This is a genomic window from Pseudomonas sp. SG-MS2, assembly GCF_009933855.1.
GTDB classification, from domain to species: Bacteria; Pseudomonadota; Gammaproteobacteria; order Pseudomonadales; family Pseudomonadaceae; genus Aquipseudomonas; species Aquipseudomonas putida_E.
This window is the reverse complement of record NZ_MOMO01000024.1, coordinates 1-22992: the sequence shown is the minus strand read 5'-3', so window position 1 is coordinate 22992 and position 22992 is coordinate 1. Positions and strand designations below refer to the sequence as shown.

Here is a 22992-nt window from a genome sequence, read left to right as displayed (position 1 = left end):
GACGAGAACCCATGGCCAATCCCAGCGCTAGCGCCTATAACGCAGACGCCATCGAAGTCCTCTCGGGCCTTGACCCGGTCCGTAAACGGCCGGGCATGTACACCGATACCAGCCGGCCGAACCACCTGGCCCAGGAAGTCATCGACAACAGTGTCGACGAAGCCCTGGCTGGCCACGCCCGTTCGGTGCAGGTCATCCTGCATGCCGACCACTCGCTGGAGGTCAGCGATGATGGCCGCGGCATGCCGGTGGATATCCATCCGGAAGAGGGGGTATCGGGGGTCGAGCTGATCCTCACCAAGCTGCACGCCGGCGGCAAGTTCTCCAACAAGAACTACCAGTTCTCCGGGGGCCTGCACGGCGTCGGCATCTCGGTGGTCAATGCCCTTTCGACCCAGGTGCGCGTGCGCGTCAAGCGGGACGGCAATGAATACCAGATGACCTTCGCCGATGGCTTCAAGGCCAGCGAGCTGGAAGTGGTCGGTACGGTCGGCAAGCGCAACACCGGTACCAGTGTGTACTTCAGCCCCGACCCGAAGTATTTCGATTCACCCAAGTTTTCCATCAGCCGCCTCAAGCACGTGCTCAAGGCCAAGGCCGTATTGTGCCCGGGCCTGTTGGTCAGCTTCGAGGACAAGGCCAGCGGCGAGAAGGTGGAATGGCACTACGAGGATGGCCTGCGTTCCTACCTGGTCGACTCGGTCAGCGAGTTCCAGCGCCTGCCGGACGAGCCCTTCTGCGGCAGCCTGGCCGGTAACAAGGAAGCCGTGGACTGGGCCTTGCTGTGGCTGCCAGAAGGTGGTGACAGTGTTCAGGAAAGCTACGTCAACCTGATCCCCACCGCCCAGGGCGGTACCCACGTCAATGGCCTGCGTCAGGGGCTGCTCGATGCCATGCGCGAGTTCTGCGAGTTCCGCAACCTGCTGCCGCGTGGGGTCAAGCTGGCGCCCGAAGACGTCTGGGAACGCATCACTTTCGTGCTCTCGATGAAAATGCAGGAGCCACAGTTCTCTGGGCAGACCAAAGAGCGCCTGTCGTCCCGCGAGGCTGCGGCATTCGTTTCGGGCGTGGTCAAGGATGCCTTCAGCCTGTGGCTCAATGCACACCCCGAGCTGGGCATGCAACTGGCGGAACTGGCCATCAGCAACGCCGGCCGCCGCCTCAAGGCCAGCAAGAAAGTCGAGCGCAAGCGCGTCACTCAGGGCCCTGCGCTGCCGGGCAAGCTGGCCGACTGCGCAGGCCAGGACCCAATGCGGGCCGAGCTGTTCCTGGTCGAGGGTGATTCGGCCGGTGGCTCTGCCAAGCAGGCTCGTGACAAGGAATTCCAGGCGATCCTGCCGCTGCGCGGCAAAATCCTCAATACCTGGGAAGTGGACGGTGGCGAGGTACTGGCCAGCCAGGAAGTGCACAACATCGCCGTGGCCATCGGTGTCGACCCGGGCGCTGCCGACCTGTCGCAATTGCGCTACGGCAAGATCTGCATCCTCGCCGACGCCGACTCCGACGGCCTGCACATCGCGACCCTGCTGTGCGCGCTGTTCGTCCAGCACTTCCGTCCGTTGGTCGAAGCAGGCCACGTCTATGTCGCCATGCCGCCGCTGTACCGTATCGACCTTGGCAAGGAAATCTACTACGCCCTCGACGAGGCTGAACGCGACGGCATTCTCGACCGCCTGGTGGCCGAGAAAAAGCGTGGCAAGCCACAGGTCACCCGCTTCAAGGGGCTGGGCGAGATGAACCCGCCGCAATTGCGCGAAACCACCATGGACCCGAACACCCGGCGCCTGGTCCAGCTGACACTGGATGACCTGCAGGGTACTACCGAAATCATGGATATGCTGCTGGCCAAGAAACGCGCGGGCGATCGCAAGAACTGGCTGGAGACCAAAGGCAATCTGGCCGAGGTTCTGGTTTGATTCGTCTGTTTGTCGCGGTTTTATTGACGCTGGTTACTCTGCCGAGCCTGGCAGCCGACTGGCCGGAGCTGAAGCTGGCATCCGAGCATCCGATTGACGGCATGCGCGGCGGCAATCTGTCCGGGCTGGCTTTTTGCCGAGGTGCGCTGTGGGGTGTTTCAGACCGTGATGATGACCGTATCTACCGCTTCGACCAGCACAATGAGGTGTGGCGCGCCCAGCCTTTGACCTTTTCCCCGCCCCCGGTGCCGGAGAGCGGGCTGCCTTGGGGGCTGAAGTCGCGCAACTGGGCGGTGTCGTACATTCGTGGTGGCCAGTTTGATTACGAAGGTATCACTTGCGATCAGGCCGGTAATATCTACCTGGTCAGCGAAGCGCATGTGGCCGTGTTGCAACTGCCGGTCGTAGGCGCGCCTGCCTGGCTCAGGGTTGACCCGGCGATGATGCGCCAGGCCCGGGCCACTGGCATGCTGCTGAACTTCAATGCCCTGTTCGAAGGCCTGGCGATCAACCCTGCCGGTGACCGCCTGTGGCTTGCGGCCGAGCGTGAGCGCCGCGGCTTGGTAAAGATAGAGCGCCAGCAGTCGGTATGGACGTGCGGACGCACTTGCGTACTGCTCAGTGAAGCCGGGGTCGAGATGCAACCGCCTCAAATGCCCAATGCCCGTGCGCTTTCGCGGGACTTTGCTGACCTGGCCTGGTTCGAGGGCAAGCTGTTCACCCTCGAACGTAATGCATACCGTGTGTGCCGACGCCATGCCGACAGCGGTGAGGTCGAGCGCTGCTGGTCGTTCGCAGCCGATGCTCTGGTACCCGAGCGACGCTATGATCAGCCGTTCGGCCTGGCCGAAGCGCTGGTCATCGATACCAAGGGCGCATGGATCGGTCTTGACAACAACAACGCTGACCGCGCCGACGGTGAAAGCCGGCCGGTCGTCTGGCGCTTCGCCGCGCCGCAGGGCGGTTGGAGCACCACACCATGAGCCAGCCACCGGGCAAGCGTGCGGGCAGGGTACTGATGATCGTCGCCTGGGCGGCGGCGATGTTCCTGGCTACGCGCTTTTTCGGTGAATGGGAGGCGCGCGAGCGCAACCCCAATACCCAGGTGCAGTCCGAGCACGGCGAAGGCTTCATCGAAGTGCGCCTGCTGGGCAATGGCCAGGGCCATTTCGTGGCAGATGGCGCGATCAACGGCAAGGCTGTGCATTTCATGCTCGATACCGGGGCCACCGACGTGGCGATCCCCGAGGCGCTGGCCCGTGGCCTGAGCCTGCAACGTGGCAGCCCGGTCATCCTCAGCACCGCTAACGGTCGCACCGAAGGGTACCGCACGCGTCTGGACAGCCTGCAACTGGGGGATATCCGCCTGCAGGGCGTGCGCGCCCTGGTGGTGCCGGGGCTGGATGGGCAGACGGTGCTGCTCGGCATGAGCGCTCTGAAACAACTTGAATTTACCCAGCGCGGCGGCACCATGCTGCTGCGCCAGAACCTGAAATGACGAGGCCCGCATGAGCGACTCACTGGAACTCAGCCTCGACGGCGTCGAACGCCGTTCGCTGGCTGACTTCACCGAACAGGCCTACCTCAACTATTCCATGTACGTGATCATGGATCGGGCCTTGCCGCACATCGGCGACGGCCTCAAGCCTGTGCAACGACGCATCGTCTATGCCATGAGCGAGTTGGGGCTCGATGCCGATGCCAAGCACAAGAAGTCGGCGCGTACCGTCGGCGACGTGCTCGGTAAATTCCACCCCCACGGCGATTCGGCCTGCTACGAAGCCATGGTGCTGATGGCGCAGCCGTTCAGCTACCGCTACACGCTGGTCGATGGCCAGGGTAACTGGGGTGCGCCGGACGATCCGAAGTCGTTCGCGGCGATGCGTTACACCGAAGCGCGCCTGTCGCGCTACTCCGAGGTGCTGCTCGGTGAGCTGGGCCAGGGTACCGTGGACTGGGTGCCCAACTTCGACGGTACCCTGCAGGAGCCTGCAGTATTGCCGGCACGGCTGCCGAACATCCTGCTAAACGGCACCACCGGTATTGCCGTCGGCATGGCCACCGACGTGCCGCCACATAACCTGCGCGAAGTGGCCAGTGCCTGTGTGCGCCTGCTCGACGAGCCCAAGGCCACCCTTGAGCAACTGTGTGAACACATCCAGGGGCCGGACTACCCGACCGAAGCCGAAATCATTACGCCGCGTGCCGAGATCCTCAAGATCTACGAAAGCGGCCGCGGTTCGATCCGTATGCGCGCCGTATACCGGGTCGAGGACGGCGACATTGTCGTCACTGCGTTGCCGCACCAGGTCTCCGGGGCCAAGGTGCTGGAGCAGATCGCCGCGCAGATGCAGGCGAAGAAGCTGCCGATGGTCGCTGACCTGCGTGACGAGTCGGACCATGAAAACCCCTGCCGTATCGTGATCATCCCACGCTCCAATCGGGTGGATGCCGATGAACTGATGCAGCACCTGTTCGCCACTACCGAGCTGGAAAGCAGCTATCGGGTCAACGTCAACATCATCGGCCTGGATGGCCGGCCGCAGCTCAAGAACCTGCGTGCCTTGCTCCTGGAGTGGCTGCAGTACCGTATCGGTACCGTTCGTCGCCGCCTGCAGCATCGCCTGGAGAAGGTCGAGAGGCGCCTGCACCTGTTGGAAGGCTTGCTCACTGCATTCCTCAACCTCGATGAAGTCATCCACATCATCCGTACCGAGGAGCATCCCAAGCAGGCATTGATCGCTCGTTTCGACCTCACCGAAATCCAGGCCGACTACATCCTCGAGACGCGCCTGCGCCAGCTGGCCCGTCTGGAGGAGATGAAAATCCGCGGTGAGCAGGACGAACTGCTCAAGGAGCAGGCCAAGCTGCTGGCCCTGCTCGGCAGCGATGCCAAGCTACGCAAGCTGGTGCGCAGCGAACTGATCAAGGATGCGGAAACTTACGGCGACGACCGCCGGTCGCCGATCGTCGCGCGCGCCGAAGCCAAGGCGCTGTCGGAAAACGAGCTGATGCCGACGGAGCCTGTCACCGTCGTGCTGTCGGAAAAAGGCTGGGTGCGTTGCGCCAAAGGCCACGATATCGATGCAACCGGCCTGTCGTACAAGGCCGGGGATGGCTTCAAGGCTGCAGCGGCGGGGCGTTCCAACCAGTTTGCCGTGCTCATCGACTCCACCGGGCGCAGCTACTCTGTGGCGGCGCATACCTTGCCATCGGCGCGTGGCCAGGGCGAGCCGCTGACCGGTCGCCTGACGCCGCCGCCGGGGGCTACCTTCGAGTGCGTGCTGTTGCCGGACGATGATGCGCTGTACGTGGTGGCATCGGATGCCGGTTACGGCTTTGTGGTCAAAGGTGAGGACCTGCAGGCCAAGAACAAGGCCGGCAAGGGGCTGCTCAGCCTGCCTAACGGTGCCAAGGTCATCGGCCCGCGCCCGGTGGCCAACCGTGAGCAGGACTGGCTGGCGGCAGTGACCACCGAAGGCCGCTTGCTGGTGTTCAAGGTCGCTGACCTGCCACAACTGGGCAAAGGCAAGGGCAACAAGATCATCGGTGTGCCCGGTGATCGGGTCGCCAGCCGTGAAGAATATGTTACAGATCTGGCGGTAATCCCCGAGGGCGCGACCCTTGTATTGCAAGCTGGCAAGCGTACCCTGTCTTTGAAGCCGGACGACCTTGAGCATTACAAGGGCGAGCGTGGACGGCGGGGTAGCAAGCTGCCGCGCGGGTTCCAGCGCGTTGACGGTTTGCAGGTGGAAGTTCCGGCGTAACCGGTAGAAATGTCTGGGGCGGCAATTTCAGCGCCGTTCCAGGCAGAAATGCTGGAGTCGGACCGACATTTCGCGGATGATAGTGCCCTTGTGGTGCCGGCGTGGCCGTGTGCCCGATTGAATCTATATCAGTATCAATGCGGTTAGCCTGGTGGCGACCGCCTGGATGGGATGAATGAAATTTCTGCGCCTTCCATTTGCGCTATTGATGACGGGCCTGCTGGGGCTGAGCGGATGCAGCATGCATCAGCCGGTTGCCCTCTATCAGCTCGACAGCGGTGATCCTGGCCAGCCTTCGCAGAGTGCGGGCATGGCCGTGGTGCTCGGCCCGGTATCGGTTGCCGATTACCTGCAGCGTGAAACCTTTTTGCAGCGCCAGGCTGATGGCAGCCTGAGTTCGGCGACGGACGGTCGTTGGGCCGGTAGCCTGTCGGCAGACATCGATCAACTGTTGGTGCGTCAGCTGGCCTGGCGCCTGGACAGCCAACGGGTGGTTCTGGCGCCGGCCAGCAGTGGCTTCTCGCCTGACGTACAGGTATTGCTGTCGATCACCCGCCTGGACTCGGGCAAGAACCAGCCGGCCATCCTCGACGCGCAATGGCGTTTGCTGGACCGTCGCGGCAATGTGCGCGACAACCGTATCGTTCACCTCGAGCAGCCGCACGAAGGCAGCGAGTCGTCGCAGGTGCAGGCTCAGGGGCAGTTGTTGCAGAAGCTGGCAGAGCAGTTGAGCGCTGCAGTCAAACCCTTGGCCAACCAGCCAGCGATTGCCGAAGAGTCGCGCAAGAAGCCTGCAGCACCGGTTCAGGTCAAGAAAACACCGGAGAAGTCGAAGATCCCCATGGCTTCCCCTATCCGGACCGATATGGAAGTTTATCGGTTCTGATGTTTGCCCCCAGATACAGAAAAGCCCGCACATGTGCGGGCTTTTTTGTGGGTGTCAGAGCAGGGGGCTCGATATCAGACCCTGCGCTCGTGCATCCGCGCCAACTGTCGCTCCAGCATCGAGGGGTAAGGCTCCATCAAGCGCTCGACACAGCAGGCGCCTTCAGGGCTGGCAATCGGCCGAATCCGCGCACGCTGGCGAATCAGCGAGTCATCACTGATCTGCCGCTCCACCAGCAGTAGGTTGCGGCTGTGCTGGGAAAGAGCCAGGGCGTCCTGGGCTTTTTCGGTCATCAGCAGGTCTACCTGTTCCAGCCCATGCAGGTCATCGCCCAAGGCCAGGCCCAGTTGCAGTTGCAAGGTGATGCCGCTGTCGGCTACCTCGATCTGCAGGGCGTGGCCGAGGGCGCGCAGCAGCTCGCCGCAGCAGATTGCGTTGGTCAGGTAATCCTCGCCGCAGTCGCGGCTGTGGAACAGCACCAGAGTGCTGCCGTCGTTGAGCGTGTGGGTCTCGCCATCGTACAGCGACGCCGCCTGCTCCAGGCAGTCGCGGTAGCGTTCCAGCAGCTCGGTCAGGCGGGTGCGTGGCAGCCGGCGCAGTTGCTCCTGCGAGCCTAGCTGAACGGCCAGCACCGCAGTGCTCTGCGGCTCGTCGGAGTCGACTACGGCGGCCTTCGGCGCGCTTTCTTCGTGGTCCAGCAGGCCGGCAAAGGCTTCATCGTCGTCTTCGTCGTCTACCTGGGCGGCAACCTTGGCCCGTGGCGCGGCTTTGACCGGCGCAGGGGTATCGTGCAGGTCGTCGAAGTCGTCTTCGTCTTCGTACTCATCCGGCTCAGGCTCCGGAGGTGGCGGCGGGGCCAGGCGGGCATGCAGCTGGCGGGCAATATCGCCGATCTCATCCTGACGATCGATTGCCGGGGTGTAGGGGTGCGGGTCGCGCAACCATACGCGCAGTTGCAGCAGCGGCAGGGTGATGTGGCGGCCTTGGCGCAGGCTCAGGCTCAGCGCCAGGGCCAGCAGGATCGCGGCCAGGATGCCCATGCTCTGCAGGCTGATCAGCATCGGCTGCTGGAACTGGCTCATGTCCAGGCTGATGCGCAGTTGCCCGGCGGTCACGTCCTGGAAGGTGATCTTGGTCTGGTACAGGCCTTCGGCCTCACCCAGCAGGCTGTTGCGTGGGCGCTGCCCGGCCTCGGCCAGGATGCGGCTATCCACGCTATATATAGCCGCATGGGCCACCAGCGGGTTCTTCACCAGGTTGCCCAACAGCACGTTGAGGCTGAGGATGTCGTTGGACACCAGCAGCTCGGTCGCCGATGTGGCTGTCTGGGTGGTCAGGCTCTGGCCAAGGGCGTCAGCCTGCTCGTGCATGGCCTGCTTGAACTGCAGACCCATCACGCAGGCATAGATCACCAGCGCCAGCGCCACCAAGAAAATGTTGGTGCTGGCGATGCGCAGTGCCAGGGGAACGCGACGTTGGCGCAGGGCACGGAAGATCATGAGGAAGAAGTTGTCTGGTTTGACGGGCGTGGGCCGGTTCACAGAGCGCGGCTCTTAATGGCATGAAAGTGCGCGCAGTATAGCGACCCGAGTTTTGTCGGCAAAGTATCGTTGGCGCCCGATGGTCACGGAAAATCGGTAGAATGCGCATTTTTCATCGAAGTCGGAGCCAGGTTGTGCGCGAAATCGTTCTGATCAACATCACCGGTGAGGACCGTCCGGGTCTCACTGCCGCCATCACCGGCGTCCTGCTCCAGGGCGGTGTGAACATTCTCGACATCGGCCTGGCTGTCATGCACGGCACCCTGTCGTTCGGCATTCTGGTCGATATACCGGACAACGAAGTGGCCACCAGCCTGTTGCAAAGCGTGCAGTCCAAGGCCCATGAGCTGAATCTGCAGGCCCGCTACACGCCGATTTCCGAGTCCGATTACCAGCACTGGGCCGATGGTCAGGGCGAGGCTCGCTATATCGCTACCGTCCTCAGCCGCAAGATCACCCCGGAGCAACTGCAGAGTGTCAGCGCGGTCATCAGCCAATATGGCCTGACCATCGAGCGGATCGAGCGCCTGTCTGCACGTGTTGCGCTGGGCGCGCAGCGCGAGAAAGGCAAGGCTGCCCTGGAAATTTCCGTCCGCGGTGAGCCAAGCGATGCCCAGGCGCTGCGCGCCGACTTCTTTGCATTGTCCGAAGCGCTGAACATCGACATCGCCTTCCAGAAGGACGACCTGTTCCGTCGCAACCGCCGCCTGGCCGTGTTTGACATGGATTCGACCCTGATCGAGGCCGAAGTCATCGACGAACTGGCCAAGGCTGCAGGTGTCGGCGAGCAGGTGGCGGCGATTACCGAACGTGCAATGCGCGGCGAACTGGACTTTCGCGCCAGCTTCAAGGAGCGCATGGCGCTGCTCAAAGGCCTGGATGTTGGTGTGTTGGACCAGATCGGTGCTTCGCTGCGCCTCACCGAAGGTGCCGAGAACCTGTTCGCCGAGCTCAAGCGCATGGGCTACAAGACTGCAATCCTTTCGGGTGGCTTCACCTACTTTGCCAAGCAGGTGCAGGCACGCCTGGGCATCGATTATGTGTTCGCCAACGAGCTGGAAGTGGTCGATGGCAAGGTGACCGGCGTGGCCGTCGAGCCCATCGTCGATGCCCAGCGCAAGGCGGAACTGCTGCAGCATTTGGCGAGCGAAGAGGGCCTGCAACTGGAGCAGACCATTGCTGTAGGTGACGGTGCCAACGACCTGCCGATGCTGTCGCTGGCCGGCCTGGGCGTCGCCTTCCGCGCCAAGCCACTGGTACGTCAATCGGCCAAGCAGGCCATCTCGACTCTGGGGCTGGACGGCGTGCTGTATCTGCTGGGGCTGCGCGACCGCGACGCGCGGGGCTGACACAAGCCTCGCAGACAAAAAGGCCCTGCATGACTTCAGTCATGCAGGGCCTTTTCATTTTTTGCCAGAATCAAGCCTGCGCGGGAACCGCCAACAGCTCACCCATGCGCGTTGCCGAACCGGCACCCAGGGTTTCAGCCCACTTCACCTGCTCCGGCCCAAACAGCACGATAGCCGTGGAGCCCAGCTTGAAGCGGCCCAGTTCCGCACCCTTCTCCAGATGGATCGGCGCACGGCTGCCTTCGTCATAGCGGAAGGTTTTAAGTTCGCGCTTAGGCGGAGTGACCAGGCCGGCCCACACGGTCTCGATCGAGGCAACGATCATCGCCCCCACCAGCACGACGGCCATCGGCCCGCGCTCGGTGTCGAACAGGCACACCACACGCTCGTTGCGGGCAAACAGCTCGGGGACGTTTTCTGCGGTGGTCTGGTTAACCGAGAACAGGCGACCCGGCACGTAGACCATTTCGCGCAGGGTACCGGCCAGCGGCATGTGCACGCGGTGGTAGTCCTTCGGTGACAGGTAGATGGTAGCGAATTCACCACCCATGAACGGGGCGGCCAGCGCCGGGTCGCCGCCGAGCAGCTCCAGAGCGCTGAAGCTGTGGCCCTTGGCCTGGAAGATGCGACCGTGCTCGATCGGGCCCAGCTGGCTCACAGCGCCATCGGCCGGGCACAGGATTGCCCCCGGGGTTTCATCCAGCGGGCGTGCACCCGGCTTGAGGGCACGGGTGAAGAAGGCATTGAAGTGCTCGTAGGCGGTGAGGTCTTCGACCAGTGCCTCGTTCATGTTCACCTGGTAGCGCTTGGCGAACCAGGCGGTGAAGGCATTCTTGAACCAGCGTGAGCGGCACTCGGCGACGCAGCCGGCGAGCCGCGACAGAAGATGGTGCGGCAGCAGGTACTGGCTGATGATGAACAGACGGGATTTCATGCAGGTTCCTTAAACTTCTACAGGCGTGTCCGGGTGGTTGCCCCATTCGCTCCACGAGCCGGCATAGGCCTTGACGCGTGGATAGTCGAGGGCTTTGGCCACCAGGTAGGTAAAACCGGAGCGGCGGTGGGACTGGCAATGGGTGATCACCTCCTTGTCGGGGGTGATGCCCAGTTGCTGGAGGACTTCGGCGATGTCCTTGCGGATGCGCAGATGGTCGTTGAGGTCCATGCCGGCCGTCCATTCAAAGTTGACCGCGCCGGGTATATGGCCACCCCTGGCTGCCAGGACCTTTTCACCAGAGAATTCTTGCGGGGCGCGGGCATCCCAGATCACCAGGTCATCGGCGCCCAGGCGGCTTTGCAGGTATTCGCGAGTGGCAGTCGGTTCGCTGTGCAATTGCAGGCGTACCGGTACGGTGGCGGGCGCGGGTGCCTCCGTCGAGAGCTTGTCCGCCGGCCAGGCCTGGATGCCGCCATTGAGGTAATGGCAGGCCTTGTGGCCGATGACGTCGAGCAGCCAGATGAAGCGCCCGGCCCAGCCGCCGCCCTCATCGTCGTACACCACGTAGACCGCATCATCCCGGTGGCCGAGTTCGCTGAACAGTTTTTCCAGGTCGCCAATGGCCGGCAAAAGCCCCGGCGCGGGCGGCATGCCCAGCTGGGTGCGTTTGCCTTCGACGAAGCGGGCGCCCGGGATATGACCGCTGACATAGCGGTTGGCGCTGCTCAGGTCGACCAGGATCAGCTGGGGGGAAGCCAGGCGCGCAAGCAGGTCCGCGGGCTCGATCACCAGCGGTAGTCCGGCAAAATCAGTCATCCACGGTCTCCAGTGTGGAAAGAGGGGCGATTGTAGCGCAAGGGTCAGGCATTGCGGTTGGCAAACACCGCAAGGGCGCGCTCGATACATTGCGCGGTTTTGCCGAACGCCTGGACACTGACATCGGCCAGCGGTTTGCCGCCTTGGTCGGCCACCGCCAGCATCAGTACCTGGTTGTTGACTGCCAGCGAGCGCAGCAACAGGTGTTCGCTACGGAAGAACGCACGCAATGGGGCCGGCAGCAGGGCCGCGAACTGGGCATGGTTGTCTGGTGACAGGCGCAGCTGCGCGGCCTGCCCGACCAGTTTCTGCAAAAGCTTGCTCTGCGTGACAGGCAAGGCGATGGCTGCAGCCTCCTTGGGCAAGCCGGCAGTTTGCTGCACGCGCAGGTAATCACTGGCCTTGTCCAGGGTCAGCAGCATGATGCGCTGCATGCCGCAGGCCAACAGTGCTTCGCGGGCCTGGGTGGCCAGATGCACGGTATTGGTGAACGGGCTGGGCTGTGCCAGCAGCTCCTGGCACAGCTTGCGCCAATGGCCGAGCGCCTCGCTGGAAGGCGGTGGTGGCGTCAGCATGTCCGGGTGTGGGCGACGCTGTTCCCAGGGCCAGATCAAAGCCTCGGCAGGGTGGAACAAGGCATGCCTGGCGTGCCGGCGGGCACTGGCGGCGGCTTGTTGGTGAACTTGCTGTTGCACGTCCTCCAGTGTGGTCTGCAGGTACAGCGCGGTGAGCAATTGCCAGCGCAGCAGGTGCGGGTTGTCCCAGCCAACCTGTGCCGCCAGGGCCAGGTTGTTGGCCAGCAGCACGGTATTGGCCGGCTGGTTGAACCAGCGGCTCAGTGCCGGCGCCTCGTCCAGGCGGTGCTGTTGGCTGAGCAGGTCTTCGTCGCGGGCGATGCTCAGTATCTGCCCCAGCTGCTCACGCTCTTCGAGCAGCATGCGGTAACCCTGGGTTACCCATTGCGACAGGCGCCAGTGTTCAGCCATGGCTTGGCACAGTGCCAGGATGCGCACGCCAAACAGCTCGAGCTCGACCTCTTGCGCCTCTTCGCCCTTGTGGATAACCCGCAGTTCCCACGCATCCAGCAGCTTGGGGTAGGCCAGGGCCATCGGCCATAGGGGCGAGAGGAACAGCAGGCTACCCCAGTGAATTTCCTGCCACAGCCGCGCCAGGCGGCTGGCGAACAGGCCGCTGGCTTGCTGCGAAGCATGCTGGCTGATCAGCAGGAACTGCCGCAGTACCGGCGGTATGTCGTCGTCCGGCAGCGCTGGCAGGCGGGTAAGCAATTCCCTGCTGCGCGCCAGGCCCAGCCTGTTAAGGGCGATTTCCAGGCTTTCGGCGGGTTCTGCCTGGCTGGCGTTGGCGGGATGATTGGCCTCGCGCATCACCGACAGCACCAGGGCCGGGCTGTCCTGCATCAGTTCGGCGAGATCGCGAAGCGAACGGCGGCTATCGTTGATAGCGCCCATGACCCGGTCGTAACTCTGCTTCGGTACCGGAACACGAATACCGTCGAGCAGCTTTACCCAGGCCTCTAGCGTACGCGGATTCTGAGTGGGCACCTTGGATTCCATTGGCATTTTGACATCAGTCCGAACTGGCTTTTCGCTTTGAGTGGCTATAGTCTGGCGCAGTTCTGCCGATAAGTAGAAGAAGAGTTTTAAAGCTCCCGTCCCTCATCCTGACCACGACAGCAAGTGCTTTGAACCTATGGCTAAAATTATCGGCATCATCGTCGTATTCGCGAGCGTGCTCGGCGGATATGTGCTCTCCCACGGCAAGATCGCGGCACTGATCCAGCCGTTCGAAGTGCTGATCATCGGCGGTGCAGCCTTTGGCGCCTTCATGCAGGCCAACCCCGGTTACATGACCATGCATGTAATCAAGAAGTCGCTGAAGATGTTCGGCACGCGCTTCACCCATACTTTCTACCTGGAAGTGCTGGGCCTGGTGTACGAAATCCTCAACAAGAGCCGTCGCGAAGGCATGATGGCGATCGAGGGCGATATCGAGGACGCCGCGGCCAGCCCGATCTTTGCCAAATACCCAGCGGTGCTGGGTGATGAACGCATGACTGCCTTCATCTGCGACTACCTGCGCATCATGTCCACCGGCAACATGGCCCCCCACGAGCTCGAAGGCTTGTTCGACATGGAACTGTTGAGCATGAAGGAAGAGCTCGAGCACCCGTCGCATGCGGTCAACGGCATTGCCGACGGCATGCCCGGTTTCGGTATCGTCGCGGCAGTACTGGGTATCGTGGTGACCATGGCGTCTCTGGGCGAAGGCGACCAGGCCTCCATCGGCCTGCACGTCGGCGCCGCGCTGGTCGGTACCTTCTTCGGTATCCTTGCGGCCTATGGTTTCTTCGGCCCGCTGGCCAAGTGCCTGGAGCACGATGCCAAGGAAGAGCTCAACCTCTATGAGTCGATCAAGGCTTCGCTGGTCGCTTCGGCCTCTGGCATGCCACCTTCGCTGGCGGTTGAATTCGGGCGCAAGGTGCTGTATCCGAAGCATCGCCCGAGCTTTGTCGAGCTGGAACAAGCAGTTCGCGGTCGCTGAGCCATGGAAAACAATCAGCCGATAATCATCAAGCGCGTCAAGCGCTACGGTGGTGGCCACCATGGCGGCGCCTGGAAGATCGCCTTCGCTGACTTCGCCACGGCGATGATGGCGTTCTTTCTGGTGCTGTGGCTGCTGTCCACCGCAACGCCGGAGCAGAAGATCGCCATTGCCGGCTACTTCAAGGACCCGATCGGTTTCTCCGAAAGCGGTACGCCCTACGTGATCGACCTTGGCGGCTCGCCCCAGCTGGCGCCGGAAAAGACCATCAACCCGGAGGAGAAGTCCGAGCCTACGCCCGATACCAGCATTCAGCTGGACAAGGACCAGGTCGAGACTTTAGCTGAACAGGTTGAGCGAGAACGCCTCGAACTGCTGTTGCAGGAGCTGCAGAACAAGGTCGAGGAAAACCCCCAGCTGCAGAAGTTCAAGGACCAGATTCTCTTCGAGATCACTCAGGACGGCCTGCGCATCCAGATCATGGATGCCGAGAACCGGCCGATGTTCGACATCGGCAGCGCCCGCCTGCAGCCGTATTTCGAGGACATTCTGCTGGCCATGGCCGACACCATCAAGGCGGTGCCGAACAAGATCAGCGTCAGTGGTCACACCGATGCCAAGCCTTATTCGGACAGCGGCGAGTTCGGCAACTGGGAGCTGTCGGCCAATCGCGCCAATGCCGCACGGCGTGCGCTGGTTGCCGGTGGCTATCCGGATGACCAGGTCGCGCGGGTGGTGGGTTATGCGTCGTCTTCGCTGTTCGACCGCAAAGACCCGTTCAACCCGGTAAACCGCCGTATCGACATCATCGTCCTGACCAAAAAGGCCCAGCGCAACATTGAGGGTGAGCAGGGTACGTCGCCTGCACAGCCAAGCCAGCCAGCGCCGCCTGCCGGCGCTGCGCCTGATGCTTCGGCGGCACCTGCTGCGCAGGATGCACCGATGCAGCCGCGTGAACTGCGCCAGAAGCTGAACATCTTCGAGGAAGGCACCTTGAGGATGGACGAGCCCAACGACCAGTGACGCAGGGGCCGCCCAGCGGCCCCGATTCATCAAAACCCCCGCCGGATCTTGGCCTTCAGATCCGCATGAAAGAAGTCAGCATTGTCCCTGTCAGCGCAGCTTCCGCGCCCCGGCGGCAACGTCATGGCGCGGGTGAACGTGCACTCATCGTGATAGGCCCGCACAAATAGGTCGATGTGCCTGCGCTCGCGCATTACCGGCCATTTGCCAAAGCACTCAGGCAGAGCGCCGCCGTTTCTTTGATAAAAGCTGACACGCCGGCTGCTCATGACTGCAGCCCCCAGCAGCCAGGGTGTCCACCAGTCTGCGGCGGCCCATTCGGACAAAAGCCCAATCCAGTGGGTTGCATCGCTCATGTATCGACAGAAGCTGCAATACAGATCTTCGCGGGTCTGCCCTTGGCAGTCGAACAGGACCAGCTGCGCGGGAATGCTTTCGAGCAGCAAGCGTTCATTGAGGATAAAGGCGTCAAGCCGCTCTTCGTGGCGGTAAGTGATTAAAACCGGCATCGCGGTTGCCCTCCCTGATAGGAAGTCATGACCATCAGGGAAAGCTGCAGGCGGAGCAATAGATGACGGCAAAACCGGAATAGCCCTACGCGCCCCGGTAATATTTCCTACGAATCAGTAGCTGTCTTCCGGCAGGCTGGCAATGATCGAGCGGTAGCTGTTCATGCGCTGCTGCTTGATACGGCCGTCTTCCAGTGCCGTGAGCAGCGCGCAGCCTGGCTCGCGATCATGCTTGCAGTCGCGAAAGCGGCAGGTGCCGAACAGGTCGCGGAACTCGATGAAGCCATCTTCCACATCGTCGCGGCTGACATGGCCAAGGCCGAACTCCCGGATGCCTGGCGAGTCGATCAGGTCGCCGCCATTGGGGAAGTGGTAAAGGCGCGCGGTGGTGGTGGTGTGGGTGCCTTGGCCCGACCATTCGGACAGGTCACCGACCCGGGTGTCGGCAGCAGGCAGCAGGCTGTTGACCAGAGAAGACTTGCCCACACCCGACTGGCCGACGAACACGCTGATATGGCCGTCCAGCATTTGCTGCAGGCGCTGCATGCCGTCGCCATGGTGGGCGGAAACCTCCAGCAGCGGGTAGCCGAGGTCGCGGTACACCTCGAGCAAGGCATGCAGGGCCGGGCCGTTCTCGTCGTTGATCAGGTCGGCCTTGTTCAGCAGCAGCAGTGGGCGGATACCCGCGTGCTCGGCAGCGACCAGGTAACGGTCGATCAGGTTCGGGTGCGGTTCGGGCGCTGGCGCGAAGACGATCACGATGAGGTCGACGTTGGCGGCAACCGGCTTGAGCTGCCCGTGGTTGTTCGGCCGGCACAGCTCGGTGCTGCGCGGCATCTGCGCGACGATTACGCCAATGCCCTGGTTGCCGGCACGCCAGACCACGCGGTCACCGGTGACCAGCGCCGGCAGGTTTGCGCGCAGGTGGCAGCGGAATACCTGGCCTGCGGACTCGCCGTCCTTGGCCTCCACCTCGACCTGCACGCCAAAGTGAGCGATCACCAGGCCCAGTTGCTCCGGCCCCAGGTCGCCCCCTTCAAGCTCCTGCAGCGCATGCTGCTCGCGTTTGGCAGCGCGAGCGGCGCGTTCGTTCTGGATCTTTTCGATACGCCAGTTTTGGCGGCGATTGAGCTGGCGTTTGGCCATTAGTGTTCCGTGCGAGTTGCGTGAGAGAGCCGTGGTGGGGCATTGAAAACGGCAGGCAGTTTAGCACGACGGGCAGCGGACCATTCTGGTTACCTTTGCGCCGGGAATGCGCGGGGCTATACCGCTAGGCTAATATGACGGCCTATACGAGGAGCCCTTCATGCAGAACCCACAGAACCTGATCTGGATCGATCTGGAAATGACCGGCCTGGATCCGGACAACGACGTCATCATCGAGATGGCCACCATCGTCACCGACAGCGAGCTGAACACGCTGGCCGAAGGGCCGGTGATCGCCATCCACCACAGTGACGAAGTGCTGGCGCGCATGGACGAGTGGAATACCCGCACCCATGGCGGCTCGGGGCTGACCCAGCGTGTACGCGAAAGCAAGGTCGGCATGGCCGAGGCCGAAGCGCAGACCATCGCCTTCCTGGAACAATGGGTTCCCAAAGGCAAGTCGCCGATCTGTGGCAACAGCATCTGCCAGGATCGCCGCTTTCTCTATCGCCATATGCGCAGCCTGGAAAACTACTTCCACTACCGCAACCTCGATGTCTCCACCGTGAAGGAGCTGGCTGCGCGCTGGGCACCGGACGTGCGGGACAGCTTCAAGAAGGGCAGCACCCACCTGGCGCTGGACGATATCCGCGAGTCGATTGCCGAACTGCGCCACTACCGCACGCACTTCATCAAGGTGTGAGTCGAAAAAGGGCGCATAGAATGTGCGCGCGCCCTCTTTTGGTGCCTTGGGCAACTGGTTAGACTGCGCGCCTTTCCCGCACGGACCCGCGCCATGTTGTTGATGCTCTACCTTATCGCCATCACCGCCGAAGCCATGACCGGCGCCCTGTCTGCCGGGCGCCGGGGCATGGACTGGTTTGGCGTGGTACTGATCGCCTGTGTGACTGCCCTGGGTGGTGGCTCGGTGCGTGATGTGCTGCTCGGGCACTACCCACTGACTTGGGTGAAGCATCCGGAATACCTGGTGCTGACCAGCTTTGCCGCGCTGCTGACGATTTTCATCGCACCGATGATGCGCCGCCTGCGGTCACTGTTCCTGGTGCTGGATGCCTTGGGGCTGGTGGCCTTTACCCTGATTGGCTGCATGACTGCGCTGGAGATGGGGCAGGGCATGCTGGTGGCGTCGATCAGCGGGGTCATTACAGGGGTGTTCGGCGGGATCCTTCGGGATATTTTCTGTAACGACATCCCACTGGTGTTCCGGCGTGAACTGTATGCCAGCGTGTCTTTTGCCGCGGCGTGGTTTTACCTGGGCTGTGTGTATTTCAAGGTGCCGGCAGAGCAGGCCATGCTGCTGACCTTGTTTGGTGGGTTCCTGGTTCGGCTATTGGCGATCCGCTTCCATTGGGAAATGCCGAAGTTTCACTACAACGACCAGCAGTGAAACCTCAGGGGCTGCTTGGCGGCCCCAGCTATGTAATGCCATGCCGCGCCAGCGCCCACTCCACATGCTCACGCACCAGCTCCGACGGGTCTTCCCGGCGCGCCTTCAAGGCTTCCAGCACCGGAATCGTCGACGGCGCATTGCCCAGGCCCACCGCCAGGTTGCGTAGCCAGCGCTCATACCCGGCGCGCCGCAAAGGCCCGCCCTCGGTCTTGCGTAGAAAAGTCTTTTCATCCCACAGGAACATCTCGGCCAGCTCGGCATTCTCCAGGCCATGCCTGGGCTGGAAGTCGTTTTCCTGGGTTGGACGTGCAAAACGATTCCACGGGCAGACGATCTGGCAGTCATCGCAACCGAACACCCGATTGCCCATCATCGAGCGCAACTCCACGGGGATGGCGCCCTTCAACTCGATGGTCAGGTAAGAAATGCAGCGCCTGGCATCCAGCACATAGGGCCCGACAAAGGCCTTGGTCGGGCAGATGTCCAGGCACGCCTGGCAGCGTCCGCAATGCTCGCTGGCATGCGCCTCGTCTACCGGCAGCGGCAGGTCGACGAATAGCTCGGCCAGGAAGAAATAGCTGCCGGCCTTGCGATTGAGCAGCAGCGTGTTCTTGCCGATCCAGCCTAGCCCCGCCTGTTCGGCAATGGCCTTTTCCAGCACCGGGGCACTGTCGACGAACGCCCGGTAGCCGAACGGACCGATGTCTTCCTGGATGCGATCGGCCAGGTGCTGCACGCGTTTGCGCACCAGCTTGTGGTAATCGCGGCCAAGGGCATAGCGCGATACGTAGGCTTTTTCCGCCTGGGCCAGGCGTTGAGCCATCTGTGTATCGCCGGGCAAGTAGTCCATACGCAGCGAAACCACCCTCACGGTGCCAGGGATCAACTGGTCGGGGTGGGCGCGTTTGCCATCGTGGGCGGCCAGGTATTCCATTTCGCCCTGGTAGCCGGCGTCGAGCCAGCGCTGCAGGTGCTGTTCGTGCTCGCCAAGGTCCACACCGGCGATGCCGACGTGGGCAAAACCGAGTTCTCGGCCCCAATTTTTGATCGATTGGGCCAGGGCGGCGAGGTCAAGTGTGCAAGCGGACATGGATGGGCAAGGCAATACGGGCTCAGGTGCGTATAATTCTGCCAGACATTGGAGCCTTTGACCCCATGCCGCAGACCAAACACCCAAGCCATGCCCCGCTCCTGCTAAGCAGCGTGACCGTCACGCGCCTGCCCGCCAGGCATCCGCACGCCCATAAAGGTGACTTCGGCCACGTGCTGGTGGTGGGTGGCGACCTCGGTACCGGTGGCGCAGTGCTGCTGAGCGCCGAAGCCGCGCTGCGCTGCGGCGCCGGGCTGGTCAGCGTGGCGACTCGCCCCGATCACGTGGCCGCAAGCCTTGCCCGCTTGCCCGAAACCATGTGCCTGGGGGTCGATTCGGCCAACCAGCTGATGGGGGTATTGGAGCGCGCTTCGGTGCTGGTGGTCGGCCCTGGCCTGGGCCAGGCCGCCTGGGGGCGCAGCCTGCTGTCTGCTGTTGCCAATGCCGAGCGGCCGCAAGTGTGGGATGCCGATGCACTCAACCTGCTGGCGCGCACGCCCCTGGCATTACCCAGTGGCAGTATCCTCACTCCGCACCCGGGGGAGGCCGCGCGGCTGCTGGGCATTTCCACCGAGGCGGTACAGGCCGACCGGCCGGGCGCTGCTCGCAAGCTGGCGCGCCGCTATGCCAGTGTCTGCGTGCTCAAGGGCGCCGGTACGTTGGTGGCGGACCCGTCGGGGCAGTTGGCGCTGTGCCAGCGCGGGCATCCGGCAATGGCAGGGGCAGGCTTGGGTGACGTGCTCACCGGTGTACTGGCGGCGTTATTGGCTCAAGGGCTGGACGCCTGGCAGGCCGCGAGTCTTGGAGTGTGGTTGCACGCGTGTGCCGGCGAGCGGTTGGGTGTGAAAGGTAGAGGCCTGGCGGCCAGTGATCTGGCGCCGGTCATTCGTGAGTTGTTGGAGGAGCATTCTGCGTGTCTGGCATAACCCTGTTTCTGGCCGATGAAGAGGCCACGGTCAAATTCGGTGCATCACTGGCCGAGGTGACCGGCGGTCGCGGCATCATCTTTCTCGAGGGCGACCTGGGCGCGGGCAAGACTACGCTGTCCCGTGGCCTTATTCGCGGCTTGGGCCATACTGGTGCAGTGAAAAGCCCGACCTTCACCGTGGTTGAACCCTACGAGATCGGTGAGGTGCGCGCCTACCATTTCGACCTGTATCGCCTGGTCGATCCGGAGGAACTGGAGTTCATGGGCATTCGCGACTATTTCGAGGGAGATCCGCTGTGTCTGTTCGAGTGGCCAGAAAAGGGTGCGGGCGTTTTGCCAAAGCCTGACCTGACCATTACCATAAGCCCCCAAGCGGGCGGACGCTCGCTGATCCTTGCGCCGCAGGGGGCTCGCGGCGAGGCCTGGTGCATTGCGCTGGCCAAACACTATAAACAGTAAGTGGGGTAGGTATGCGCATACGCGCACTGGTCGCTGTCGTTGGTCTGCTGCTGACAGCGGTGACTGTTGACGCTCTGGCCGTCACTCAAGTCAAGAGCATGCGCCTGTGGCGCGCGCCGGACAACACGCGGCTGGTCTTCGACCTGTCTGGCCCCGTGCAGCATAGCGTCTTCACCCTCAGCGCACCGGATCGCCTGGTAATCGATATCAACGGGGCGACCCTGGCCGCGCCACTGAACGTGTCCACCTCGAATACACCCATCAGCAACGTGCGCTCGGCCCAGCGTACGGCGACTGACCTGCGGGTGGTGGTCGACCTGAAAAAGTCGGTCACGCCCAAGAGTTTCACCCTGGCGCCCAATGCTCAATACGGCAACCGCCTGGTGGTCGACCTCTATGACCAGGAAGCCGATGCCATCGCCGCCACGGCGCCTGCTGCACCGCCAACGCCTGTGCGAACCCCGGCGACCACGCCGGCGGTGCCGGTAAGCCCGGCCCAGCCGGCGATCAAACTGCCGCCTGTACCCAGCGGCAAGCGCGACATCGTGGTCGCCATCGACGCCGGTCATGGCGGTGAGGACCCGGGTGCTTCGGGATCGCGTGGCCAGCATGAGAAAGACATCGTGCTGCAGATCGCCAAGGAACTGCAGCGCCAGATCAATACCGAGAAGGGCTACCGTGCCGAACTGACCCGCACCGGTGACTACTTCATTCCGCTGCGCAAACGTACCGAGATCGCCCGCAAGAAAGGCGCCGACCTGTTCATCTCGATCCACGCCGACGCTGCACCGTCGCGGGCCGCCTTTGGCGCCTCAGTGTTCGCCCTGTCGGACCGTGGCGCCACGTCCGAGACCGCCCGCTGGCTCGCCGATGCGGAAAACCGCTCCGACCTGATCGGTGGCGCTGGTAACGTCAGCCTCGACGACAAAGACCGCATGCTTGCAGGCGTGCTGCTCGACCTGTCGATGACCGCGACGCTCAGTTCCAGCCTCAACGTCGGGCAAAAAGTGCTGGGCAACATGGGGCGCATCACCTCGCTGCACAAGCAGCGTGTCGAGCAAGCAGGTTTCATGGTGCTGAAGTCGCCGGACATTCCGTCGATCCTGGTCGAAACCGGGTTCATCTCCAACAACAACGAAGCCGCCAAGCTGGCCACGCGCAGCCATCAGCAGGCACTGGCCCGCTCGATCCATACCGGTGTGCGCCAGTACTTCCAGCAGAACCCGCCGCCTGGTACCTACATCGCCTGGATGCGCGACAGCGGCAAGATCGCGCAGGGGCCACGTGAGCACACGGTACGTCCGGGCGAGACCCTGGCGATGCTTGCCGTGCGCTACCAGGTCAGCGTGGCTAGCCTGCGCAACACCAACAGCCTCAAGAGCGATGAGCTGAAGGTCGGCCAGCACCTCAATATTCCCTCAACGACCCTGGCCTCGCAGCAATGAGTGGGGGGTCGCGCATCCAGCTGCTCAGCCCGCGGCTGGCCAACCAGATTGCCGCCGGTGAGGTGGTCGAACGCCCGGCTTCGGTGGCCAAGGAGTTGCTGGAGAACAGTCTGGATTCCGGTGCCCGACGCATCGATGTCGAAGTGGAGCAGGGCGGCGTCAAGTTGTTGCGGGTACGTGACGACGGCAGCGGCATTTCCGCTGACGACCTGCCATTGGCTCTGGCCCGGCACGCCACCAGCAAGATCCGTGAGCTGGAAGACCTCGAAGGTGTGCTGAGCCTGGGCTTTCGTGGCGAGGCCCTGGCTTCCATCAGCTCGGTGGCGCGCCTGACCCTGACGTCGCGCACCGCCAGTGCTAGCGAAGCCTGGCAGGTCGAGACCGAAGGTCGCGACATGACTCCGCGTGTGCAGCCTGCCGCACACCCTGTCGGCACCTCGGTGGAAGTGCGTGACCTGTTCTTCAATACCCCGGCCCGTCGCAAGTTTCTCAAGGCCGAAAAGACCGAATTCGATCACCTGCAGGAAGTCATCCGGCGCCTGGCCCTGGCCCGCTTCGATGTGGCCTTCCACCTGCGGCACAACGGCAAGAGCATCCTCAGCCTGCACGAGGCGCATGATGAAACGGCCCGTGCGCGGCGGGTCGGCGCCATTTGTGGCGGGGGCTTCATGGAGCAGGCGCTGCCGATCGATGTCGAGCGTAACGGCCTGCGTCTGTGGGGCTGGGTCGGCCTGCCGACTTTCTCGCGCAGCCAGGCAGACCTTCAGTACTTCTTCGTCAACGGCCGTGCGGTGCGCGACAAGCTGGTAGCCCATGCGGTGCGCCAGGCTTACCGTGATGTGCTGTTCAATGGCCGTCACCCCACGTTCGTGCTGTTCCTTGAGCTTGAGCCCAACGGCGTCGACGTCAACGTGCACCCGACCAAGCACGAAGTGCGTTTCCGTGAGGGGCGTTCGGTTCACGATTTTCTCTACGGCACGCTGCACCGTGCCTTGGCCGACGTGCGCCCGGAAGACCATCTGGCGTCGGCGCCTGCCGCCGCTGCCGAGGTCGTCCGCCCGACGGGGCAACAGGCGGGCGAATTCGGCCCGCAAGGCGAGATGCGCCTGGCCTCGCCGGTGCTCGAACAGCCCCAGGTGCCCCAGCATTCGATTTCCAACGGCGGCAGTGGCGCCGGTTACCAGTACCAGTACACCCCCCGGCCATC

The 22992-nt window shown here is 63.0% G+C and carries 21 protein-coding genes; 14 read left to right on the top strand and 7 right to left on the bottom strand.

Annotated features, from left to right (window positions below; translation table 11 throughout):
- The first annotated feature begins 11 nt into the window (after positions 1 to 11).
- The 5 genes from parE to BLX42_RS02095 all read left to right on the top strand — a co-directional run bounded on the left by parE (position 12) and on the right by BLX42_RS02095 (position 6569).
- A complete protein-coding gene (gene parE / locus BLX42_RS02115) occupies positions 12 to 1916 on the top strand; it encodes a DNA topoisomerase IV subunit B (RefSeq protein ID WP_012316499.1) in 1905 nt (634 codons plus the stop codon).
- Complete coding sequence (locus BLX42_RS02110; protein WP_115273755.1) at positions 1913 to 2899, top strand: esterase-like activity of phytase family protein; 987 nt, start codon at positions 1913 to 1915, stop codon at positions 2897 to 2899. Before parE ends, BLX42_RS02110 begins: the two co-directional genes overlap by 4 nt.
- A complete protein-coding gene (locus BLX42_RS02105; RefSeq protein WP_115273756.1) occupies positions 2896 to 3414 on the top strand; it encodes a TIGR02281 family clan AA aspartic protease in 519 nt (172 codons plus the stop codon). Before BLX42_RS02110 ends, BLX42_RS02105 begins: the two co-directional genes overlap by 4 nt.
- Before the next feature lie 10 nt (positions 3415 to 3424).
- Entirely contained in the window at positions 3425 to 5683 is a 2259-nt protein-coding gene (gene parC / locus BLX42_RS02100) for a DNA topoisomerase IV subunit A (protein ID WP_046788113.1), read from the top strand.
- Positions 5684 to 5858: 175 nt separating this feature from the next.
- Entirely contained in the window at positions 5859 to 6569 is a 711-nt protein-coding gene (locus tag BLX42_RS02095; protein ID WP_046788112.1) for a membrane integrity-associated transporter subunit PqiC, read from the top strand.
- A gap of 74 nt (positions 6570 to 6643) precedes the next feature.
- On the opposite strand, the gene BLX42_RS02090 is transcribed toward BLX42_RS02095, so the two are convergent.
- On the bottom strand, positions 6644 to 8110 hold the full coding sequence (locus BLX42_RS02090) for an AhpA/YtjB family protein (protein ID WP_161871038.1): 1467 nt from the start codon (positions 8108 to 8110) through the stop codon (positions 6644 to 6646).
- 134 nt (positions 8111 to 8244) lie between these two features.
- Here BLX42_RS02090 and serB point away from each other — a divergent pair, with 134 nt between their 5' ends.
- Positions 8245 to 9459 (top strand): phosphoserine phosphatase SerB, encoded by a 1215-nt coding sequence (serB, locus tag BLX42_RS02085; protein WP_046788110.1) that lies wholly within the window; start codon positions 8245 to 8247, stop codon positions 9457 to 9459.
- Positions 9460 to 9529: 70 nt separating this feature from the next.
- Here the strand turns inward: serB and asd are convergent, their stop codons facing one another.
- The 3 genes from asd to BLX42_RS02070 are packed head-to-tail and all read right to left on the bottom strand — an operon-like array spanning position 9530 to position 12792.
- The gene (asd, locus tag BLX42_RS02080; protein WP_046788109.1) at positions 9530 to 10393 is read right to left on the bottom strand and encodes an archaetidylserine decarboxylase; all 864 of its coding nucleotides are present in this window, start codon (positions 10391 to 10393) and stop codon (positions 9530 to 9532) included.
- A gap of 9 nt (positions 10394 to 10402) precedes the next feature.
- Positions 10403 to 11212: a rhodanese-like domain-containing protein gene (locus BLX42_RS02075; RefSeq protein WP_161871037.1), complete on the bottom strand. Its 810-nt coding sequence runs from the start codon at positions 11210 to 11212 to the stop codon at positions 10403 to 10405.
- A 44-nt stretch (positions 11213 to 11256) separates the two neighbouring features.
- Positions 11257 to 12792 carry an HDOD domain-containing protein gene (locus BLX42_RS02070; RefSeq protein WP_161871036.1) on the bottom strand — a complete coding sequence of 512 codons (1536 nt, stop codon included), beginning with the start codon at positions 12790 to 12792 and terminating at the stop codon, positions 11257 to 11259.
- A gap of 130 nt (positions 12793 to 12922) precedes the next feature.
- On the opposite strand from BLX42_RS02070, the gene motA reads away from it, so the two are divergent.
- Both motA and motB read left to right on the top strand, forming a co-directional pair.
- Positions 12923 to 13774 carry a flagellar motor stator protein MotA gene (gene motA, locus BLX42_RS02065; protein WP_046788106.1) on the top strand — a complete coding sequence of 284 codons (852 nt, stop codon included), beginning with the start codon at positions 12923 to 12925 and terminating at the stop codon, positions 13772 to 13774.
- Positions 13775 to 13777: 3 nt separating this feature from the next.
- Positions 13778 to 14797, top strand: coding sequence for a flagellar motor protein MotB (gene motB, locus BLX42_RS02060; protein ID WP_115273759.1), 1020 nt, complete (start codon positions 13778 to 13780; stop codon positions 14795 to 14797).
- A gap of 29 nt (positions 14798 to 14826) precedes the next feature.
- Here motB and BLX42_RS02055 read toward each other — a convergent pair whose 3' ends face one another.
- Both BLX42_RS02055 and rsgA read right to left on the bottom strand, forming a co-directional pair.
- The gene (locus BLX42_RS02055) at positions 14827 to 15306 is read right to left on the bottom strand and encodes a molecular chaperone Tir (protein ID WP_115273760.1); all 480 of its coding nucleotides are present in this window, start codon (positions 15304 to 15306) and stop codon (positions 14827 to 14829) included.
- 114 nt (positions 15307 to 15420) lie between these two features.
- Positions 15421 to 16452 (bottom strand): small ribosomal subunit biogenesis GTPase RsgA, encoded by a 1032-nt coding sequence (gene rsgA / locus BLX42_RS02050; protein ID WP_046788104.1) that lies wholly within the window; start codon positions 16450 to 16452, stop codon positions 15421 to 15423.
- A gap of 160 nt (positions 16453 to 16612) precedes the next feature.
- Between rsgA and orn the strand changes: the two genes are divergently transcribed.
- Positions 16613 to 17155, top strand: a complete 543-nt coding sequence (orn, locus tag BLX42_RS02045; RefSeq protein ID WP_046788103.1) for an oligoribonuclease — start codon at positions 16613 to 16615, stop codon at positions 17153 to 17155.
- A gap of 93 nt (positions 17156 to 17248) precedes the next feature.
- On the top strand, positions 17249 to 17860 hold the full coding sequence (locus BLX42_RS02040) for a trimeric intracellular cation channel family protein (RefSeq protein ID WP_003249516.1): 612 nt from the start codon (positions 17249 to 17251) through the stop codon (positions 17858 to 17860).
- A gap of 28 nt (positions 17861 to 17888) precedes the next feature.
- Here BLX42_RS02040 and queG read toward each other — a convergent pair whose 3' ends face one another.
- Positions 17889 to 18953 carry a tRNA epoxyqueuosine(34) reductase QueG gene (gene queG, locus BLX42_RS02035; RefSeq protein WP_046788102.1) on the bottom strand — a complete coding sequence of 355 codons (1065 nt, stop codon included), beginning with the start codon at positions 18951 to 18953 and terminating at the stop codon, positions 17889 to 17891.
- 65 nt (positions 18954 to 19018) lie between these two features.
- On the opposite strand from queG, the gene BLX42_RS02030 reads away from it, so the two are divergent.
- From BLX42_RS02030 to mutL, 4 genes are all read left to right on the top strand, one after another.
- Positions 19019 to 19879 (top strand): NAD(P)H-hydrate dehydratase, encoded by an 861-nt coding sequence (locus BLX42_RS02030; RefSeq protein ID WP_046788101.1) that lies wholly within the window; start codon positions 19019 to 19021, stop codon positions 19877 to 19879.
- Positions 19876 to 20340, top strand: a complete 465-nt coding sequence (gene tsaE / locus BLX42_RS02025) for a tRNA (adenosine(37)-N6)-threonylcarbamoyltransferase complex ATPase subunit type 1 TsaE (RefSeq protein ID WP_371316839.1) — start codon at positions 19876 to 19878, stop codon at positions 20338 to 20340. The genes BLX42_RS02030 and tsaE overlap by 4 nt, the downstream gene beginning before the upstream one ends.
- Positions 20341 to 20351: 11 nt before the next feature.
- A complete protein-coding gene (locus tag BLX42_RS02020; protein ID WP_046788099.1) occupies positions 20352 to 21785 on the top strand; it encodes an N-acetylmuramoyl-L-alanine amidase in 1434 nt (477 codons plus the stop codon).
- Positions 21782 to 22992, top strand: a 1211-nt coding sequence (mutL, locus tag BLX42_RS02015) for a DNA mismatch repair endonuclease MutL (RefSeq protein ID WP_256671908.1), incomplete at its 3' end; no start/stop codon positions are given. The genes BLX42_RS02020 and mutL, both read left to right, overlap by 4 nt.

What these genes read in the sequence shown, in the direction of transcription:
- parE (WP_012316499.1), top strand. Translation starts at nt 12, where the DNA reads ATGGCCAATCCCAGCGCTAGCGCCTATAACGCAGACGCCATCGAAGTC.
- BLX42_RS02105 (WP_115273756.1), top strand. Translation starts at nt 2,896, where the DNA reads ATGAGCCAGCCACCGGGCAAGCGTGCGGGCAGGGTACTGATGATCGTC.
- parC (WP_046788113.1), top strand. Translation starts at nt 3,425, where the DNA reads ATGAGCGACTCACTGGAACTCAGCCTCGACGGCGTCGAACGCCGTTCG.
- BLX42_RS02095 (WP_046788112.1), top strand. Translation starts at nt 5,859, where the DNA reads ATGAAATTTCTGCGCCTTCCATTTGCGCTATTGATGACGGGCCTGCTG.
- asd (WP_046788109.1), bottom strand. Translation starts at nt 10,393, where the DNA reads ATGAAATCCCGTCTGTTCATCATCAGCCAGTACCTGCTGCCGCACCAT.
- BLX42_RS02075 (WP_161871037.1), bottom strand. Translation starts at nt 11,212, where the DNA reads ATGACTGATTTTGCCGGACTACCGCTGGTGATCGAGCCCGCGGACCTG.
- BLX42_RS02070 (WP_161871036.1), bottom strand. Translation starts at nt 12,792, where the DNA reads ATGCCAATGGAATCCAAGGTGCCCACTCAGAATCCGCGTACGCTAGAG.
- motA (WP_046788106.1), top strand. Translation starts at nt 12,923, where the DNA reads ATGGCTAAAATTATCGGCATCATCGTCGTATTCGCGAGCGTGCTCGGC.
- motB (WP_115273759.1), top strand. Translation starts at nt 13,778, where the DNA reads ATGGAAAACAATCAGCCGATAATCATCAAGCGCGTCAAGCGCTACGGT.
- BLX42_RS02055 (WP_115273760.1), bottom strand. Translation starts at nt 15,306, where the DNA reads ATGCCGGTTTTAATCACTTACCGCCACGAAGAGCGGCTTGACGCCTTT.
- rsgA (WP_046788104.1), bottom strand. Translation starts at nt 16,452, where the DNA reads ATGGCCAAACGCCAGCTCAATCGCCGCCAAAACTGGCGTATCGAAAAG.
- orn (WP_046788103.1), top strand. Translation starts at nt 16,613, where the DNA reads ATGCAGAACCCACAGAACCTGATCTGGATCGATCTGGAAATGACCGGC.
- BLX42_RS02040 (WP_003249516.1), top strand. Translation starts at nt 17,249, where the DNA reads ATGTTGTTGATGCTCTACCTTATCGCCATCACCGCCGAAGCCATGACC.
- queG (WP_046788102.1), bottom strand. Translation starts at nt 18,953, where the DNA reads ATGTCCGCTTGCACACTTGACCTCGCCGCCCTGGCCCAATCGATCAAA.
- BLX42_RS02030 (WP_046788101.1), top strand. Translation starts at nt 19,019, where the DNA reads ATGCCGCAGACCAAACACCCAAGCCATGCCCCGCTCCTGCTAAGCAGC.
- BLX42_RS02020 (WP_046788099.1), top strand. Translation starts at nt 20,352, where the DNA reads ATGCGCATACGCGCACTGGTCGCTGTCGTTGGTCTGCTGCTGACAGCG.